12 protein-coding genes are annotated in these 16,211 nt (G+C 71.2%); 5 read left to right on the top strand and 7 right to left on the bottom strand.

Features of this window, described 5'->3' with window-relative positions; translation table 11 throughout:
• Positions 1–27: 27 nt before the first annotated feature.
• Positions 28–1,347, bottom strand: a complete 1,320-nt coding sequence (gene nhaA, locus QM633_RS04090) for a Na+/H+ antiporter NhaA (RefSeq protein ID WP_415152452.1) — start codon at positions 1,345–1,347, stop codon at positions 28–30.
• A complete protein-coding gene (locus QM633_RS04085; protein WP_415152451.1) occupies positions 1,344–3,260 on the bottom strand; it encodes a M13 family metallopeptidase in 1,917 nt (638 codons plus the stop codon). The genes nhaA and QM633_RS04085 overlap by 4 nt, the downstream gene beginning before the upstream one ends.
• A gap of 93 nt (positions 3,261–3,353) precedes the next feature.
• Here QM633_RS04085 and QM633_RS04080 point away from each other — a divergent pair, with 93 nt between their 5' ends.
• From QM633_RS04080 to QM633_RS04070, 3 genes are all read left to right on the top strand, one after another.
• Positions 3,354–6,062, top strand: coding sequence for an HAD-IC family P-type ATPase (locus tag QM633_RS04080; RefSeq protein WP_415152450.1), 2,709 nt, complete (start codon positions 3,354–3,356; stop codon positions 6,060–6,062).
• Positions 6,063–6,272: 210 nt separating this feature from the next.
• Complete coding sequence (locus QM633_RS04075; RefSeq protein ID WP_415152449.1) at positions 6,273–7,337, top strand: LacI family DNA-binding transcriptional regulator; 1,065 nt, start codon at positions 6,273–6,275, stop codon at positions 7,335–7,337.
• Between the two features lie 23 nt (positions 7,338–7,360).
• The gene (locus QM633_RS04070) at positions 7,361–7,549 is read left to right on the top strand and encodes a hypothetical protein (protein ID WP_415152448.1); all 189 of its coding nucleotides are present in this window, start codon (positions 7,361–7,363) and stop codon (positions 7,547–7,549) included.
• A gap of 109 nt (positions 7,550–7,658) precedes the next feature.
• Here QM633_RS04070 and QM633_RS04065 read toward each other — a convergent pair whose 3' ends face one another.
• Genes QM633_RS04065 through QM633_RS04045 form a run of 5 tightly spaced genes read right to left on the bottom strand, consistent with a single transcriptional unit; the run spans position 7,659 to position 13,696 of the window.
• Positions 7,659–8,714, bottom strand: coding sequence for a 2-oxoacid:ferredoxin oxidoreductase subunit beta (locus tag QM633_RS04065; protein WP_415152453.1), 1,056 nt, complete (start codon positions 8,712–8,714; stop codon positions 7,659–7,661).
• A complete protein-coding gene (locus QM633_RS04060) occupies positions 8,705–10,561 on the bottom strand; it encodes a 2-oxoacid:acceptor oxidoreductase subunit alpha (protein ID WP_415152447.1) in 1,857 nt (618 codons plus the stop codon). The genes QM633_RS04065 and QM633_RS04060 overlap by 10 nt, the downstream gene beginning before the upstream one ends.
• Entirely contained in the window at positions 10,558–11,295 is a 738-nt protein-coding gene (locus QM633_RS04055; RefSeq protein ID WP_415152446.1) for a sirohydrochlorin chelatase, read from the bottom strand. Before QM633_RS04055 ends, QM633_RS04060 begins: the two co-directional genes overlap by 4 nt.
• Entirely contained in the window at positions 11,292–12,023 is a 732-nt protein-coding gene (locus QM633_RS04050; protein ID WP_415152445.1) for a phosphoadenylyl-sulfate reductase, read from the bottom strand. The genes QM633_RS04055 and QM633_RS04050 overlap by 4 nt, the downstream gene beginning before the upstream one ends.
• Entirely contained in the window at positions 12,020–13,696 is a 1,677-nt protein-coding gene (locus QM633_RS04045; RefSeq protein WP_415152444.1) for a nitrite/sulfite reductase, read from the bottom strand. The genes QM633_RS04050 and QM633_RS04045 overlap by 4 nt, the downstream gene beginning before the upstream one ends.
• 327 nt (positions 13,697–14,023) lie before the next feature.
• Between QM633_RS04045 and mptB the strand changes: the two genes are divergently transcribed.
• Positions 14,024–15,535 carry a polyprenol phosphomannose-dependent alpha 1,6 mannosyltransferase MptB gene (gene mptB, locus QM633_RS04040; RefSeq protein ID WP_415152443.1) on the top strand — a complete coding sequence of 504 codons (1,512 nt, stop codon included), beginning with the start codon at positions 14,024–14,026 and terminating at the stop codon, positions 15,533–15,535.
• Positions 15,532–16,211: enoyl-CoA hydratase/isomerase family protein (locus tag QM633_RS04035; RefSeq protein WP_415152442.1), on the top strand; the 680-nt coding region annotated here is incomplete at its 3' end. The genes mptB and QM633_RS04035, both read left to right, overlap by 4 nt.

Here is a 16,211-nt window from a genome sequence, read left to right as displayed (position 1 = left end):
GGGGGACGGTTCTCGCGGACCGTCGGGTCAGGGGCGGGGCTGGAACGCGTCGGGGGTGCCGTCGGCGTCGTCGTCCACCTGCTCGGCCAGTTCGACCTTCCGGTAGTGGCGGTTCCGCAGCCCCAGCACCACCGAGGCGAGCAGGGCCGCCAGCACGGACGCGGTGAGGATCGACACCTTGCCGATGTCGTCGCGCGGCGAGCCCTGTCCGAAGCTGAGCTCGCTGACCAGCAGCGAGACGGTGAACCCGATCCCTCCGATCACGCCAAGGCCGAACACGTCGATCCAGGCCAGGTCGGGATCCAGCCGGGCGTGCCGCAGCCGGGTGACCAGCCACGTCGCCCCGGTGATCCCGATGGCCTTGCCGGCCACGAGACCGACGATCACGCCCAGCCCGATCCGGCTGGTCACCGCGTCGACGAAGCCCTGCGCGCCGCCGAGGGCGACACCGGCGGAGAAGAAGGCGAACAGCGGGACCGCGATCCCGGCGGAGAACGGCCGGATCCGGTGTTCGAGGACCTCGGCCAGGCCGGCTCGGGCGTCGCCGCCCTCCGGCGGACGGACCGGCACGACGAAGGCCAGCAGCACGCCGGCGACGGTCGAGTGCACCCCCGAGGCGTAGCAGATCACCCACGCGGCCACCGCCGGCGGGGCGAGCAGGAGCCACGGCGCCCACCAATGCCTCAGCAGGAACCGCTGACACCGGTGGGCGATCAGACCGAACAGCGCCACCGGGACGAGCTCGAGCGCCAGATAGCCGGTCTGCAGGCCCCGGGAGTAGAAGAACGCGATGATCGCGATCGCGATCAGGTCGTCGGCGACCGCGAGGGTGAGGAGGAACGTGCGCAGGGCGGCCGGCAGGTGCGCCCCGATCACGGCGAGGACGGCGAGAGCGAATGCGATGTCGGTGGCCGCGGGAATCGCCCAGCCGGCGCGCGCCAGCGGGTCGGCGATCGTGAACGCCGTATAGATCAGCGCGGGCACAGCCACGCCGCCGACCGCGGCCACCACCGGGACCAGCGCGGTGCGCGGGTCGCGCAGGTCGCCCACGACGAACTCGTGCTTCAGCTCCAGCCCGACCAGGAAGAAGAACACGGCCAGCAGCCCGTCGGCCGCCCAGTGGCCGATCGACAGCTGGAGGTCGATGCCCAGCACCGACCCGCCGACGTGCAGGTCGCGCAGCCCGACGTAGAAGTCCGGCGCCAGGTTCGCGGCCAGCATCGCCGCCAGCGCGGCGCCGAGGAGCAGGATGCCCCCGGCCGACTCGCGACGCAGGATGCCCTGCACCCGGAGGAACTCCGCGTAGGCACCCCGGGCCAGCGTGACCGGAACCAGGGGGTGGGTCACCAGATCTTGACTCTCTCCTCCGGCGCCAGCCACTCCTCGTCCGCGCTGGTCACGCCGAAGGCGTCGTAGTAGGACGGGAGGTTGCGCACGACCTGGTTGCAGCGGAACTCCTCGGGGGAGTGCGGGTCGGTGGCGATCTGCTGACGCAGCGCCTCGTCCCTGCGCTTGGACTGCCAGGCGCGGGCCCAGGAGAGGAAGAACCGCTGGTCGGCGGGGAGGCCGTCGACCACCTCGGCGGGTCCGTCGAGGGTCAGTTGCCAGGCGTCATAGGCGATCGAGGCGCCGCCCAGGTCGCCGATGTTCTCCCCGATGGTCAGTTCGCCGTTGACGTGCAGGTCGGGCAGCTGCCGGGGCGCGAGGGCGGAGTACTGGCCGATCAGGGCCTTCGTGCGTTCGGTGAACGCCTCCCTGTCCTGCGGCGTCCACCAGTCGCGCAGCCGGCCCTCCCCGTCGCAGGTGGAGCCCTGGTCGTCGAAGCCGTGGCCGATCTCGTGGCCGATGATCGCCCCGATCGCGCCGTAGTTCACCGCGTCGTCGGCCTCGAAATCGAAGAACGGCGGCTGCAGGATGGCCGCGGGGAACACGATCTCGTTGCGCAGCGGGTGGTAGTACGCGTTCACGGTCTGGGGAGTCATCAGCCACTCCCAGTCGCGGATCGGACCGCCCAGCTTCGACAGCTCGTCGTCGGTGTGGAACGCGGCGGCGCGCAGGACGTTGCCGATCAGGTCTCCCGGGACGATCGCCAGCCCGCTGTAGTCCATCCACACGTCGGGGTAGCCGATCTTCGGCGTGAACCGGGCGAGCTTGTTCAGTGCCTCGGCGCGGGTGGCCTCGGTCATCCAGTCCAGGCGGGAGATCGACCGGCGGTAGGCCTCGAGCAGGTTGGCCACCAGGATGTCCATGCGCTCCTTGGCCGCGGGCGGGAAATGCCGCTCGACGTACAGCTTGCCGACGGCCTCGCCGAGCGTCCGCTCGACAAGGTCGACGCCGCGCTTCCAGCGCTCCTTCAACTGCGGGATGCCCTGCAGGACCGTGCCGTAGAAGTCGAACCGGGCCTGGACGAGGGGATCGGGGAGGTAGGGCGACAGCGAGCACACCAGGGTCCAGCGGCACCACTGCTTCCAGTCCTCCAGGCGGGACGCGGTCAGCAGGCCGGCGACGTCGGAGAAGAACGACGGCTGGGCCAGCACGATCTCGTCGACGGCGGGGACGCCGGCCGCAGCGAGCACCCGCGTCCATGGCACCCCGGTGGCGTCGAGTGCGGTGAGCGTGGTCGGGTTGTACATCTGGCGCAGGTCGCGGGTGCGCACCTTGTCCCAGTGCAGGGCAGCGATCTCGGTCTCGAGGCCGACCACCTGGCCGGAGCCGCTCGAGGTCAGCCCGGCCAGGGTCAGGGTGCGCTCGACGTGGTCGCGGTAGGCGGCCAGGATCGCCGCGTGCTGCTCGAGCCGGTAGTACTCCTCGTCGGGCAGGCCGATGCCCGCCTGGCCGGCGAACAGGGCGTACCGGGTGGGCTCGCCGGGATCGGAGTCGACCTCGAGGCCGATCACCGCCCCGGTGCCCCGGCGCAGGCTGCGTCCGAAGTAGTCGAGCAGATCGTCGACCGTGCCGATGGCGTCGATCTCCTCCAGCAGCGGACGGAGCGGGTCGAGCCCCACGGCGTCCACGCGCTCGGTGTCGGCGAAGCTGCCGTACAGCTGCTCCACGAGGTAGGCCTCGGTTCCGGGCTCGGAGCCGGACAGGCCGGTCACGATCTCCCGGATCGCCTCCTCCGAGGCGTCGCGCAGCGCCATGAAGGCCCCGGTGGCGTGCTTGTCGGCAGGGATCTCGGTCGCGGCCAGCCAGTGGCCGTTGACGTGCCGGAACAGGTCGTCCTGCGGGCGGACGGTGGGGTCGAGGTCGAAGTCGGTCACGTCCGACAGGTTACCGGTCGGTCCGGACGTCGGCGCCGGGTGCTAGCTTCGAGCCGGAACGGCGCACCGCCGACCTTCCGCGAGGAGGAACCAATGACCGTGACCAGCGCGGAACGACCCCTGCTGGACGCCCACGCGCTCGACGCCGACGCGGTCCTGGCAGCCCTGGTCGCCGATGCCGGCGGCCTCACCACCGCCGCGGCCCAGGAGCGACTGGCGAGCCACGGGCCGAACACGATCCCCGAACCGCCCACCGACCCGGCGTGGAAGCGGTTCCTCTCCCACTTCGACGACATCCTGATCTACATCCTGCTCGCCGCGGCCGCGCTCAAGGTGGCCCTCGGCGAGTGGGTCGACTTCTGGGTGATCCTGGGTGTCGCCGTGATCAACGCGGTGATCGGCTACGTCCAGGAGGGCCGGGCCGAGCAGGCGCTCGCCGGTATCCGGAACATGCTCACCGACGATGCCCAGGTGCTGCGCGACGGCGAGTGGGGCAACCTGCCGGCCGAGAACCTGGTTCCCGGCGACATCGTGCGGGTCTCGGCGGGCTCGAAGGTGCCGGCCGACCTGCGCCTGCTCGAGGCGAGCAACCTGAGGGTCGAGGAGGCGGCGCTCACCGGCGAGGCGGTCCCGTCCAGCAAGGCGGTCGATCCGGTCGCGGCCGGTGCGGGCATCGGTGACCGGGCGTCCATGCTGTTCAGTTCGTCGCTGGTCTCCGCGGGCCAGGGGATCGGGGTGGTCACCGCCACGGGCGCCGACGCCGAGATCGGCCGGATCACCAGCCTGCTGTCGGCCGTGGACGACCTCGACACGCCCCTGACCAGACAGATCGGCCGGTTCGGCAAGCAGCTCTCCCTGGTCATCGCCGCGATGGCGGTGCTGATGGTCGTGATCGGCAAGGCGCTGCACGGCATGCCGGCGGGCGAGCTGATCTCCGCGACGATCGGGTTCGCGGTCGCGGCGATCCCCGAAGGCCTGCCGGCGCTGGTCACGATCACCCTGGCCCTGGGCGTGCAGCAGATGGCGCGGCGCAACGCGATCGTCCGCAAGCTCCCCGCGGTGGAGACCCTCGGCTCGATCACCCGGATCTGCTCGGACAAGACCGGCACGCTCACCACCAACGAGATGACGGTGCGGACGGTGGTCACCCGCGCCGGCGAGTACACGGTGAAGGGCCTCGGCTACAACCCGTCCGGTTCGATCGGGCTGCGCGGCGCCGACGTCGACCTCGCCGCCCGCGGCGACCTGCGGTCGGTGGTCACCGCCATGAGCGTCGTGAACGACGCCGTCGTCGCCGAGGTGGACGGGCACTGGACGCTGGTCGGTGAGCCCACCGAGGGGGCGCTGCGGACGCTGGGGATGAAGGCCGGGTTCGATCCGTCCACCTACCCCCGCACCGCGGTGCTGCCGTTCGACTCCGCGCACAAGTACATGGCCACGGCCAACACCACCCCCGAGGGCCACCACGTCGTGCTGGTCAAGGGCGCACCTGATCGCCTGCTCGACCGCTCCGAGCTGCAGCTGTCGGCGTCCGGCGCACCCGAACCGCTCGACCGGGCCTGGTGGGACGCCCAGGTGGACGCGTTGTCGAGCCAGGGCCTGCGGGTGCTGGCCGCGGCGTCGCGTCCACTCGCGACCGCCTCGGCGCCCGACGCCATCGATCACGACGACCTCACCGGGCTGGTCCTGCTCGGCCTGTGCGGGATCGTCGATCCGCCGCGCCCTGAGGCGATCCGCGCGATCGCCACCTGCCACGAGGCCGGCATCAAGGTGACGATGATCACCGGTGACCACGCGGGCACCGCCACGGCGATCAGCCGGGAGATGGGCATCTTCGACGAGAGCACCGAGGCCGCGATCACCGGCGCGGAGCTGGAGGCGGCCACCGACGAGCAGCTGCGCACGATCGTGGAGCGCACCGAGACGTTCGCGCGGACGAGCCCGGAGCACAAGCTGCGCCTGGTCAGGGCGTTCCAGGCCAACGGCGAGGTCATCGCCATGACCGGTGACGGGGTGAACGACGCCCCGGCGCTGAAGCGGGCCGACGTGGGCGTGGCGATGGGTATCAAGGGCACCGAGGCGACGAAGGAGGCCGCCGACATCGTGCTCGCCGATGACAACTTCGCCACCATCGAGCACGCGGTCGAAGAGGGGCGGCGGATCAACGACAACCTGCACAAGTCGGTGCTGTTCATCCTGCCCACGAACGGTGCGCAGTCGCTCGTCGTCCTGGTCGCGGTGCTGTTCGGCCTGACCATGCCGCTGGAGTCGGTGCAGATCCTCTGGGTGAACATGGTCACCTCGATCACGCTCTCCCTCGCGCTCGCCTACGAGCCCGCCGAGCCCGACATCATGCGCAGGCCGCCGCGTCCGCCGGGCACTCCACTGGTCAGCGCCAGGTACCTGCCGAGGCTGGCCATCGCCTCCGTCCTGATCGCCGCGGCCACCCTGGCGACCTTCGTGATCGGCAGGGTGATGACCGGCGGCGACCTCGAGATCGCCCGCACGTGGGCGGTGAACACCCTCGTGCTCGGCCAGGTCGCGTACCTGTTCAACTCGCGCTTCCTGCGCGAGTCGAGCCTGCGCAGGGAGGCGATCGGCGGCAACCCGGTGGTCTGGGCCGTGGTGGGCATCCTGGTCGTGCTGCAGGCGGCGTTCGTGTACGTGCCCGTGCTCAACTCCTGGTTCGGTTCGGCCGCGGTCGGCGTCTTCGGCTGGCTGATCCCGCTCGCGTTCGCGGTGGTGATCTTCGTGGTGATGGAGGCCGCGAAGGCCGCGGTGCGGCGGGCCGAGACCCGCTGAGCCCGGCCGACTCAGCCGAACAGCTTCCGCAGGAGTTCTGCGACCGGCCGGGCCCCGAACGTGGTGTTGCCGAGCGCCGCGGCCGTGTCGCCGGTCGCCGGGTCGTGGATCGAGCGCATCGACACGCCTGCCTCACGGCGAGCACTTGAGTCGTTGATCGATAAAGTGTATCGTTTACTTTATCGATCAAGTCGCGGGGGGAGGTGTCGCATGGGTGCAGGCACAGCGGCACCGGTCACGATGAAGACCCTCGCCGAGGATCTCGGCGTCTCCGTGACCACGGTCTCCAACGCCTACAGCAAGCCGGACCGGCTCTCCGAGGAGTTGCGTGAGCAGATCCTCGCCAGGGCCCAGGAGATCGGCTACTGCGGGCCCAGTGCCGCGGGCCGCGCCCTCCGTTCGGGCAGGACCGACGTGTGCGGTTTCCTGTTCGGCGGAGAGGTGTCGCGGGCCTTCTCCGACCCGTACTCGGTGATCTTCCTCTCCGGTCTCAGTGAGGCCCTCGAGGAGCACGGCGCGTCGGTGCTGCTGCTGCGCGCCTCGGGGGCGCAGGAGGCGGAGAACCAGCTTCTCCAGCGCGCCGCCATCGACGCCATCGTGGTGGGCTCCACTCTCGGCGCTCACCCGGGCCTCGACGTCCTCCGCCGGCGGGGCATCCGGATCGTGGGCACGCACGCGGGGGAGGACGGCGACTGGGTCGCCATCAATGACGCGAAGGCCGGACGGCTGGTCGGCAAGCACCTCACCCGGCTGGGCCACCAGCGCGTGGTCGTGCTGGCGCCCAGCCGGTCCGTGCAGCAGGGCGAGGAGGCCGAGGCGGACGTGGACGCGGTCATCGACGGCCGGGTCCCGGTCTACTCCGGCTTCGTCACCGAGCGCCTGCGCGGCCTGCGGGAGAAACTCCCGGGTGCCAGGATCACGGTGGTGTGCACCGACCACAACACCCGAGAGGCCGGCCGCTCGGCGGGCGCGCACGCCCTCGACGTCCAGGGCGGGCCGAGCGCGATCGTCGCCCTCAGCGACGTGCTCGCCGTCGGTGTGTGGGACGCGGTCACCGAACGCGGCCTGACCCCCGGCAGGGACCTGTCGATCGTCGGTTTCGACGATATCCCGGACGCCGGATTCCTCGGCATCACCACCGTCCACCAGCCGATCGCGGAGAAGGGCAGGCTCGCCGGCCGGCTCGCGATGGATCCCGACCGGTCCGAGCGGCAGATCACCCTGCCGGTCGAGCTCGTCGTCCGGACGAGCACCGGCCCGGCGCCCAGGAACTGAGCACGACGAAGAAGGAGACGACCATGACGACCGCCCTTGTGAACCAGATCACGCTCGCCGAGCGCAACCTCGCCGGCGTCCGCGGCCTCGATGCCGCCGCCCGGCTCTCCGCCGCGGAGCCCACGCCCTCGCTGCGCGAGCTCTTCGCGCGACTCATCCCGGCCGGCGCGAAGCGCGCCCGGCGGACCGACCCGACCTATCAGCCCGCCTGAGCTCGTCACCGCCAGGATCGCGGCGTCACCGGCGCCGCGATGACGGGCACCAGGCCCACCGCAACGGCCCGTGTCGTCACCCTTCGGGGCGCGACGCGGGCCGTTCGCGTCAAGCCTCCCAGGTGTCGGTGCCGGTGACCAGCTGCTGCAGCGTGGCCAGGCGTTCGGCGGGATCGGCCTGCACGGTCAGCTGTGCGCGGGCCAGGTCGTCGTAGGCGGGCCGGTCGACGTCCCGGAGGATGCCGATCGGGGAGGTGGCCAGGCCCGCGGTGTCGGTCAGGCGCGACAGCGCGAACGCCACCCCCGGGTCATCGGCGTGGGCGTCGTGGACGAGGATGTCCTCCCGCCTGGTCTCGGCGACGTCGACGATCCGCAGCTGGCCGTCCGCGGCACGGACGACCGCGCGGGACTCGTCCGGGCCGAAAGTGATCGGCTCGCCGTGACGGAGCGGGATCAGGCCGCCGTCCGCACCCTTGAGGCTGTCGAACGCCCCGTCGTTGAAGATCGGGCAGTTCTGGTAGATCTCGACCAGGGATGCCCCCCGGTGGCTGATCGCGGCGGTGAGCACCTCGGTGAGATGGGCCCGGTGGGAGTCCACGGTCCGGGCGACGAAGGTCGCCTCCGCGCCGAGCGCCAGCGACAGCGGATTGAACGGACGGTCCACCGAGCCCGCCGGCGTCGACTTGGTCACCTTGCCCTGTTCGGAGGTCGGCGAGTACTGGCCCTTGGTCAGCCCGTAGATGCGGTTGTTGAACAGCATGATCGTGATGTTCACGTTCCGCCGCAGCGCGTGGATCAGGTGGTTGCCGCCGATGCTGAGCGCGTCCCCGTCGCCGGTGACCACCCACACCGCGAGGTCGGGACGCGTCATCGCGATCCCGGTCGCGATCGCGGGCGCACGACCGTGGATCGAGTGCATGCCGTAGCTGTCCACGTAGTAGGGGAACCGCGACGAGCACCCGATGCCGGAGACGATGACGGTGTTCTCCTTGCGGATGCCCAGGGTCGGCATCAGTCCCTGGAAGGTGGCCAGGACGGCGTAGTCGCCGCAGCCGGGACACCAGCGCACCTCCTGGTCGGAGGTGAAGTCCTTGCGGTTCAGCGGGGTGAGGCTCAACGGCACCCCGGAAAGGCCCTTGCCCGGTGTTGCCAGGGTCACGTCGATTCCTCCCGGTCGATCAGTTCGGAGATGTCGGCGGCCAGTTCCGACAGCGAGATCGGCAGGCCGCGGACGCGTGAGTACGGCTGCACGTCGACGAGGTACTTCGCGCGCAGCACCATCGCCAGCTGGCCGAGGTTCATCTCGGGCACCAGCACCCTGTGGTAGCTGCGCAGCACCTCGCCGAGGTTCGCCGGCAGCGGGTTCAGGTGGCGCAGGTGGGCGGTGGCGAGGTTGCGTCCCGAGCCGCGGACGCGGCGCGCCGCGGCCGAGATCGGCCCGTAGGTCGACCCCCAGCCGAGAACGAGCACCTTCGCCTGGCCGCTCGGGTCCTCCACCGCGACGTCCGGCACGACGGCGCGGACCCCGTCCACCTTCTGCTGGCGGAGGTTCACCATGAACTCGTGGTTGGCCGGGTCGTAGGAGACCGCACCGGTGCCGTCCGCCTTCTCGATGCCGCCGATCCGGTGCTCCAGGCCCGCCGTGCCGGGGACGGCCCACGCGCGGGCCAGCTTCTCGTCGCGCAGGTACGGCCAGAACTCCCCGTCGGGGCGGTTGGCCTGGGTGGCGAAGTGCGGGTCGATCTCCGGCAGCGCGGCAAGGTCGGGCACCTGCCAGGGCTCCGCGCCGTTGGCGAGGTAGCCGTCCGACAACAGGATCACCGGCGTGCGGTAGTCGATCGCGATCTTCACCGCCTCGTACGCGGCGTCGAAGCAGTCACCGGGGGACTGCGCGGCGATCACCGGCAGCGGGGCCTCGCCGTGGCGTCCGAACAGCGCCTGGGTGAGGTCGGCCTGTTCGGTCTTGGTCGGCATTCCGGTCGCGGGCCCGGCCCGCTGGATGTCGCAGATGACCAGCGGCAGTTCCAGCATCACCGCCAGTCCGATGGTCTCCATCTTCAGGGCCAGGCCCGGGCCGGAGGTCGCCGTGACGCCGAGCTGGCCGGCGAAGGAGGCACCGAGCGCCGACCCGATCGCCGCGATCTCGTCCTCCGCCTGGAAGGTGAGGACGCCGGCGGTCTTGGCCGCGGCGAGGTGGTGGAGCACATCCGAGGCGGGCGTGATCGGATAGGCACCGAGGAAGAGCTGCAGCCCGGCCTTCGCCGCGCCGGCCATCAACCCGTAGGCGAGCGCCCGGTTGCCCGAGATCTGCCGGTAGGTGCCGTGCGTCGTCGCGGGTGCGGGAGCCACCTTGTAGCGGTTCGCGAACACCTCGGTGGTCTCGCCGAAGGCGTAGCCGGCCTTGAACGCGGCGATGTTCGCGTCCCGGATCGCCGGCGCCTTGGCGAACTTCGTCTCGAGGAAAGCGATGGTTCCCTCGGTGGGGCGGTGGTACAGCCAGTCGAGCAGCCCGAGCGCGTACATGTTCTTGGTGCGCGCCGCCTCCTTGCGCCCGAGTCCCAGCGCGGACACGGCTGCGGTGGCCTGGCCGGACAGGTCCAGGGCGTGCACCTGGTAGTCGGCCAGGCTGCCGTCGGTCAGGGGGTCGGAGGCATAGCCGACCTTGGCCAGGTTCCTGGCGGTGAAGTCGGCGGTGTCCGCGATGATCAGGCCCCCGCGGGGCAGGTCACCCAGGTTCGCCTTCAGCGCGGCGGGGTTCATCGCGACCAGCACGTCTGGGCGGTCGCCGGGGGTGCGGATGTCGAAGTCGGCGAAGTGCAACTGGAAGCTGGACACGCCCGCCACCGTGCCCGCCGGAGCGCGGATCTCCGCGGGGAAGTTGGGCAGGGTGGAGAAGTCGTTGCCGGCCACAGCGGTGTCGTGGGTGAACCGGTCACCGGTCAGCTGCATGCCGTCGCCGGAGTCACCGGCGAATCGGATCACGACATGGTCGACGGTCGTCACTTCGGTCATGCGATGCGTTCAACTCCTGGTGCCGTCGACAGCGCGTCGGGCAAGTCTAGTTCGGTGGATCCGAGGGAAGCGTAGGCGCTGAGTACTGCTTCCACCACCAGGGGGTGCACGCCGATCGGCGCCGACACCACATCCGCGCCGGCTTCCCGCAGCCGGTCGGCGAACACACCCGGTGCCAACAGGTAGGACGCGATCGCCACCCTCGCGTGCCCCGCGGCGCGGAGCGCAGCCACCGCTTCGCCGACGCCGGGCTCGGCGGCGGTGAGGTAGGCGGGGACCACCACTCGCCCGATCAGCTCCGACAGCTGCCGCGCCGCGGTCGCGACCTCGGCCACCGATCGGCGCCGTCTCGACCCTGCGGCGGCCAGCACGACGGCGTCGGCCGGCTCGCCGGCCTCCCGCAGCCGGTCCGCGACCGCTGCCAGCAGGCCGGGACCGATCATCCCGGCCAGCCGCGCCCGCCCGCCGGACGCGTCCACGGCGGCCGGCAGGTCGCTGGTGACGTGGTACCCCGCGGTCAGGAAGCACGGGACGACGACCGCCTCGTCCAGTCCAGCCAGGGTCTCGGTCAGAGTCGGGGAGAGCAGGTCGGCCCAGCCCACGCGCACCTCGGTGCCGGGAAGGCGACGCCCCACGGCGTCCACGAGGCCGTGCGCGACCGCCTGGCCGGCGGCGCTGCGGGTGCCGTGAACGGCCACCACCAGCGCCGGACGGGTCGGCCGGACGCCGCTCACAGGTGCAGCCCGCACTCGGTCTTGGCCAGGCCGGCCCAGCGCCCGGCCCTGGGGTCCTCGCCCGGCTCGACGCGACGCGTGCAGGGCAGGCAGCCGATCGAGGGGTAGCCGTCGGTCAGCAGCAGGTTCACCGGCACCTGGTGGGCTCCGGCGTAGTCGAGGAGCTCGTCGAAGGTCCAGGCGGCGATCGGGTTGACCTTCACCATCTGGTGGCTGGCGTCCCACTCGACCACCCGGGCGTTCGCGCGCAGGGCGTTGTCCTCCCGACGGATCCCGGTCACCCACGCCTCGTACCCGGCGAGTTCGGCGTTGATCGGATCGACCTTGCGCAGCTGGCAGCACAGCGTCGGGTTGCGGTCGTGCAGCTTCGGCCCGTGCTCGGCGTCCTGCTCGGCCACGGTCTGCAGCGGGAGGACGTCGATGATCCGGGCGTCGATCACGCTGGCGAGGGCGTCCCTGGTGCCGATCGTCTCGGGGAAGTGGTAACCGGTCTCCAGGAAGAGCACGTCCACCCCCGGGGCCACCTGCGCGACCAGGTGGGGCAGGACGGTGTCGCCGGCCATCGAGCACGCCACGGCCAGTGACCCGCCGAAGGTGCGTGCGGCCCAGGCGACGATCTCCTCCGCGCTGGCGTCGGCCAGGTCCTGCGCCGCGCGCTCGGCGAGTTCCCTGAGGTCCTCCGCCGTCCGGGTGCGGCCCGGACCGTGAGTGGTGAGTGTCGTGATCATCGCAGCACCTCCTCCTCGGCCCGGTGCGACCAGGCGGCGAAGGACTCGCCCGGCGCCCTGCCCGCCACGAAGGACCGCGTGACGCGTTCCACGTAGTCGGGGAGTTCCGCCGCGGTCACCTTCAGCCCGCGGACGGTGCGGCCCAGGCCCGCGTCCTCGCGGTCGGCGGACGCGAGCCCGCCACCGAGGTGCACCTGGTAGGCGAACTCGTCGGCGCCGTCCGCGCTCTTCATCAGCTGCCCCTTGAGCCCGATGTCGGCGACCTGGATGCGCGCACACGAGTTCGGGCACCCGTTGAGGTGCAGGCTGATCGGACGCTCGAGTTCGACGCCGTCGAGCCGGGCCTCGAGTTCGGCGATGGTGTTGGCTGCGGTGGCCTTGGTCTCGACGAAGGCCAGCTTGCAGTACTCGATCCCGGTGCAGGCCATCGTCGAGCGGCGGAACGGGCTGGGCGCGGCGGTCAGGCCGAGCGGTTCGACGGCGGCGAGCAGGCCGTCCACCCGGTCGGGGTCGACGTCGAGCACGAGCAGCTTCTGGTGCGGGGTGAACCGCACGCGTCCGGAACCGGCGGCCTCCGCGGCGTCGGCGAGGGCGGCGAGGATCTCGCCGGACACGCGGCCCACGGTCGGTGCCAGCCCGACGTAGCGCCGGCCGTCCTTCTGGGTGTGCACGCCGACGTGGTCGCCGGGCTGGTCCGGGATCACCGGCGCGGGCCCGTCGACCAGGCGGTAGGCGAGGTACTCGGTTTCGAGCACGTCGCGGAACTTCTCCGGCCCCCAGTCGGCCAGCAGGAACTTCAGGCGGGCCTTGTTGCGCAGCCGGCGGTAGCCGTAGTCGCGGAAGATCCCGATCACGCCGTGCCACACCTCGGCGGCCTGTGCGGGGGTCACGAACGCGCCCAGGCGCTCGGCCAGGCGCGGCGAGACGCTCAGGCCACCGCCCACCCACAGGTCGTAGCCGGGGCCGAGATCGGGATGGACAACGCCGACCAGGGAGATGTCGTTGATCTCGTGCACGACATCGAGGCTGGGGTGGCCGGTGATGGCCGACTTGAACTTGCGGGGAAGGTTCGACAATTCCGGGTCGCCGATGAACCGCTCGACGATCTCCGCGATCACCGGGGTGGGGTCGATCACCTCATCGGCCGCGATGCCGGCGACCGGGGAGCCAAGGATGACCCGCGGGGTGTCGCCGCACGCCTCCGTCGTCTGCATGCCTGCCGCCTCGAGCCGCGCCCAGATCTCGGGGACCTTCTCGATCTCGATCCAGTGGTACTGGATGTTCTGGCGATCGGAGATGTCCGCGGTGTTCCTGGCGTAGTCGGTGGAGATGGACGCCAGCGTCCGCAGTTGGCCGGTGGTGACCGCGCCGCCGTCCAGCCGGACCCGCATCATGAAGTACCGGTCGCTCAACTCGTCGGGGCCGAGGGTTCCGGTGCGGCTGCCGTCGATGTCCTGGCGGCGCTGGGTGTACAGGCCCCACCAGCGCAGGCGGCCGTGCAGGTCGTCGGCGCTGATCGAGTCGAAGCCCTCGCGGGAGTAGGTGTCGAGGACGCGCTGGCGCACGTTCAGGCCGTCGTCCTCCGCCTTGAATTCCTCATTGTGGTTCAACGGGGCGGGGCCGTCGAGCGCCCATTGACCGTTCGACCGGGGGGCGCGTGCGGTGCTGGTCATGTTTCCTCACTGGGTTCGGCCTTCGCGCCCAGCCGGATCCGGGGGGGATCCCTTCGGGCACTTCCGGCCCGGTTGTCGGTCTTGGGACTACGGGCGCGTCAACACGCGCAACACATCGAACCGGCGGAGGTATTCCTCAGCGCGCACAGGCGGATCGGTTCGGACACGGCGTAGACCCTAACACGGGAAGTTGAGCTTTCATCCATCCCCATGTCAGTCATTGGGACGATTCGTCTCGCATGGCTGGACGCCGGGGCGGCAGGGGCGACCGGGCCGGCGGCCGGAGTCGGATAGGCTGGCGGGCGTGCCACCAGCAAGGATGGGCGCGTGGCGGTGACCCAGCAGACGTCAGCGACCGGCAGCCGGCGCGACTACTGGCGCGCCCGGGTGGCCGGGTGGCGCGGTGACATCCGCAGGGCCTGGACCTACCCGGCGGTGCGTCGTGGCTTCCTCGGCTCGGCGCTGCTCTTCGCCGGCTCGCTCACGCCTGCCTACCTGCCGCAGAACAGTCCGTGGTGGGAGCCGATGCGGGCGCTGGGACTGGACAACTGGTGGGCCAAGGCGTTCGGGACGGCCCTGGTGGTGGCCGGCGTCGCCCTGCTGGTCGAGGCGTGGTTCACGTTGCGGCCCAGCCTCTACCACGAGGTCAAGCACTGGCCGATCACTCTGCTGTGGAGCCTGCCGCTGCTCCTCGCGCCACCGATCTTCAGCCATGACGCGTACGCCTACGCCGCAGAGGGCTGGTTGCTGCAGAACGGCCTGAACCCCTACGACAACCCGATCTCCGTCCTGCCCGGCCCCTTCGCCGACCAGGCGGCATGGCTGTGGCGCTACACGACGGCGATGTATCCGCCGCTCAGCCTGGAGATGTTCCACGGCCTGGTGATGCTGGCAGGCAACGACCCGTACTGGTCCGCCGTCGCGATGCGGATCCCCGCCCTGGCCGGCGTCGGGCTGATCGCCTACTTCGTGCCGCGGATCGCGCACCGGATCGGCGCCGACGTGCAGATGGCCGCCTGGTTCTCGACGGTGAACCCGCTGGTGATCATCGACCTCGTCGGTGGCGCCCACAACGATGCCCTGATGATGGGGCTGGTCGTGCTCGCCCTGTGGCTGGCCTACCGGGGCAGGTTCTGGTGGGCGGCGGTCCTGGTGGGGGTCGCCGCCTGCATCAAGCAGCCGGCGATCCTCGCGTTCTATCCGGTCGCCCTGATCGCTCACCCCTGGCGCAGCTTCCGGTGGCGGGACACCTCGAGGGCCCTGTTGCGGCTGGGGCTGTCCTTCGTCGTGTCCCTCGCCGCCTTCGTCGCGATCTCGCTCGCCTCCGGGCTCGGCTTCGGCTGGGTGTGGGCTGCGGACGTCCCCGGCCGCGTGGTGACCCTGGCGCCGTTCACCCTCCTCGGCACCGGTCTGCAGTGGGTGCTGACGTCCTTCGGGCAGCCGGAGCTCGGTGACCTCGCCCTGGCCGGGATGCGCTACCTCGGCCTGCTGCTCACCGCGGTGGGGATCGGCTGGCTCGCGCTGACGGTGGGACGCCGTCGCCCGGTGACCTTCCTCAGCTGGTCCTACCTGATCTTCGCGTTCGGGGGGATCGCCCTGAACAGCTGGTACCTGACCTGGGGCGGGATCCTGCTGCCGCTGACCAAGCCGACCGAGCGGATCGCCGGCACGGCCGTGTCGGTGACCACCGTGCTGCTCGCCTACGAGGCGGGCAACCTGTCCTGGCGCAATGACGCCGTCGCGCTCGGATTCGCCGGGCTCGCCGTGATCCTGGTGATGCTCTACCAGCACCACCAGGAGCGCCAGAGCCACCTCACCGCCCAGAAGGGGAGCAGATGACGGAGCCGGACCTGCTGGTCGACGTCGTGGACGGGGTCGGCCGGATCCGGCTGAACCGGCCGCGCCAGATCAACGCGCTCACCGTGCCGATGATGCAGACGCTGGCTCGCGTGCTCGACGACTTCGCCGTGGACGACGCCGTGGCCTCGGTCGAGCTGACCGGCACGGGGGAGCGCGGCCTGTGTGCGGGCGCCGATGTGCGGGCGCTGCGGGAGCGTGCGCTCGGCGGCGGAGACGTCCGGGAGTTCTTCGAGGTGGAGTACGGCGTCGACCTGAGGATCGCCGGGTTCGGCAAGCCCTACCGCGCGGTGATGACCGGGATCACCATGGGCGGGGGGCTCGGTCTGAGCGCCCACGGTTCACGGCGGGTGGTCGACGCGACCAGCAGGCTGGCGATGCCGGAGACGCAGATCGGGCTGTTCCCGGACGTGTTCATGACGCCGCTGCTGGCCCGGATGCCCGGCGAGGTCGGCACCCACCTGGCCCTGACTGGCGCGTCCGTCAACGGCGCGGACGCGCTGCGGCTGGGGCTGGCCGACGCGACGTCCGGGGAACTGCCCGAGCCGGACCCCGATCTCGCGGGCGCCTGGGTGGCCGAATGCTATGCGGGCGACGACCCGGTGGCGGTCGTGCAACGCCTGGAATCCCACCCCGATCCGGCGGCCCGGGCCGCCGC

This window comes from Propionicimonas sp. (assembly GCF_047606205.1).
Lineage (GTDB): Bacteria > Actinomycetota > Actinomycetes > Propionibacteriales > Propionibacteriaceae > Propionicimonas.
Note: the sequence above shows the minus strand (reverse complement) of the source record. Positions and strands in the feature narration are given on the sequence as shown.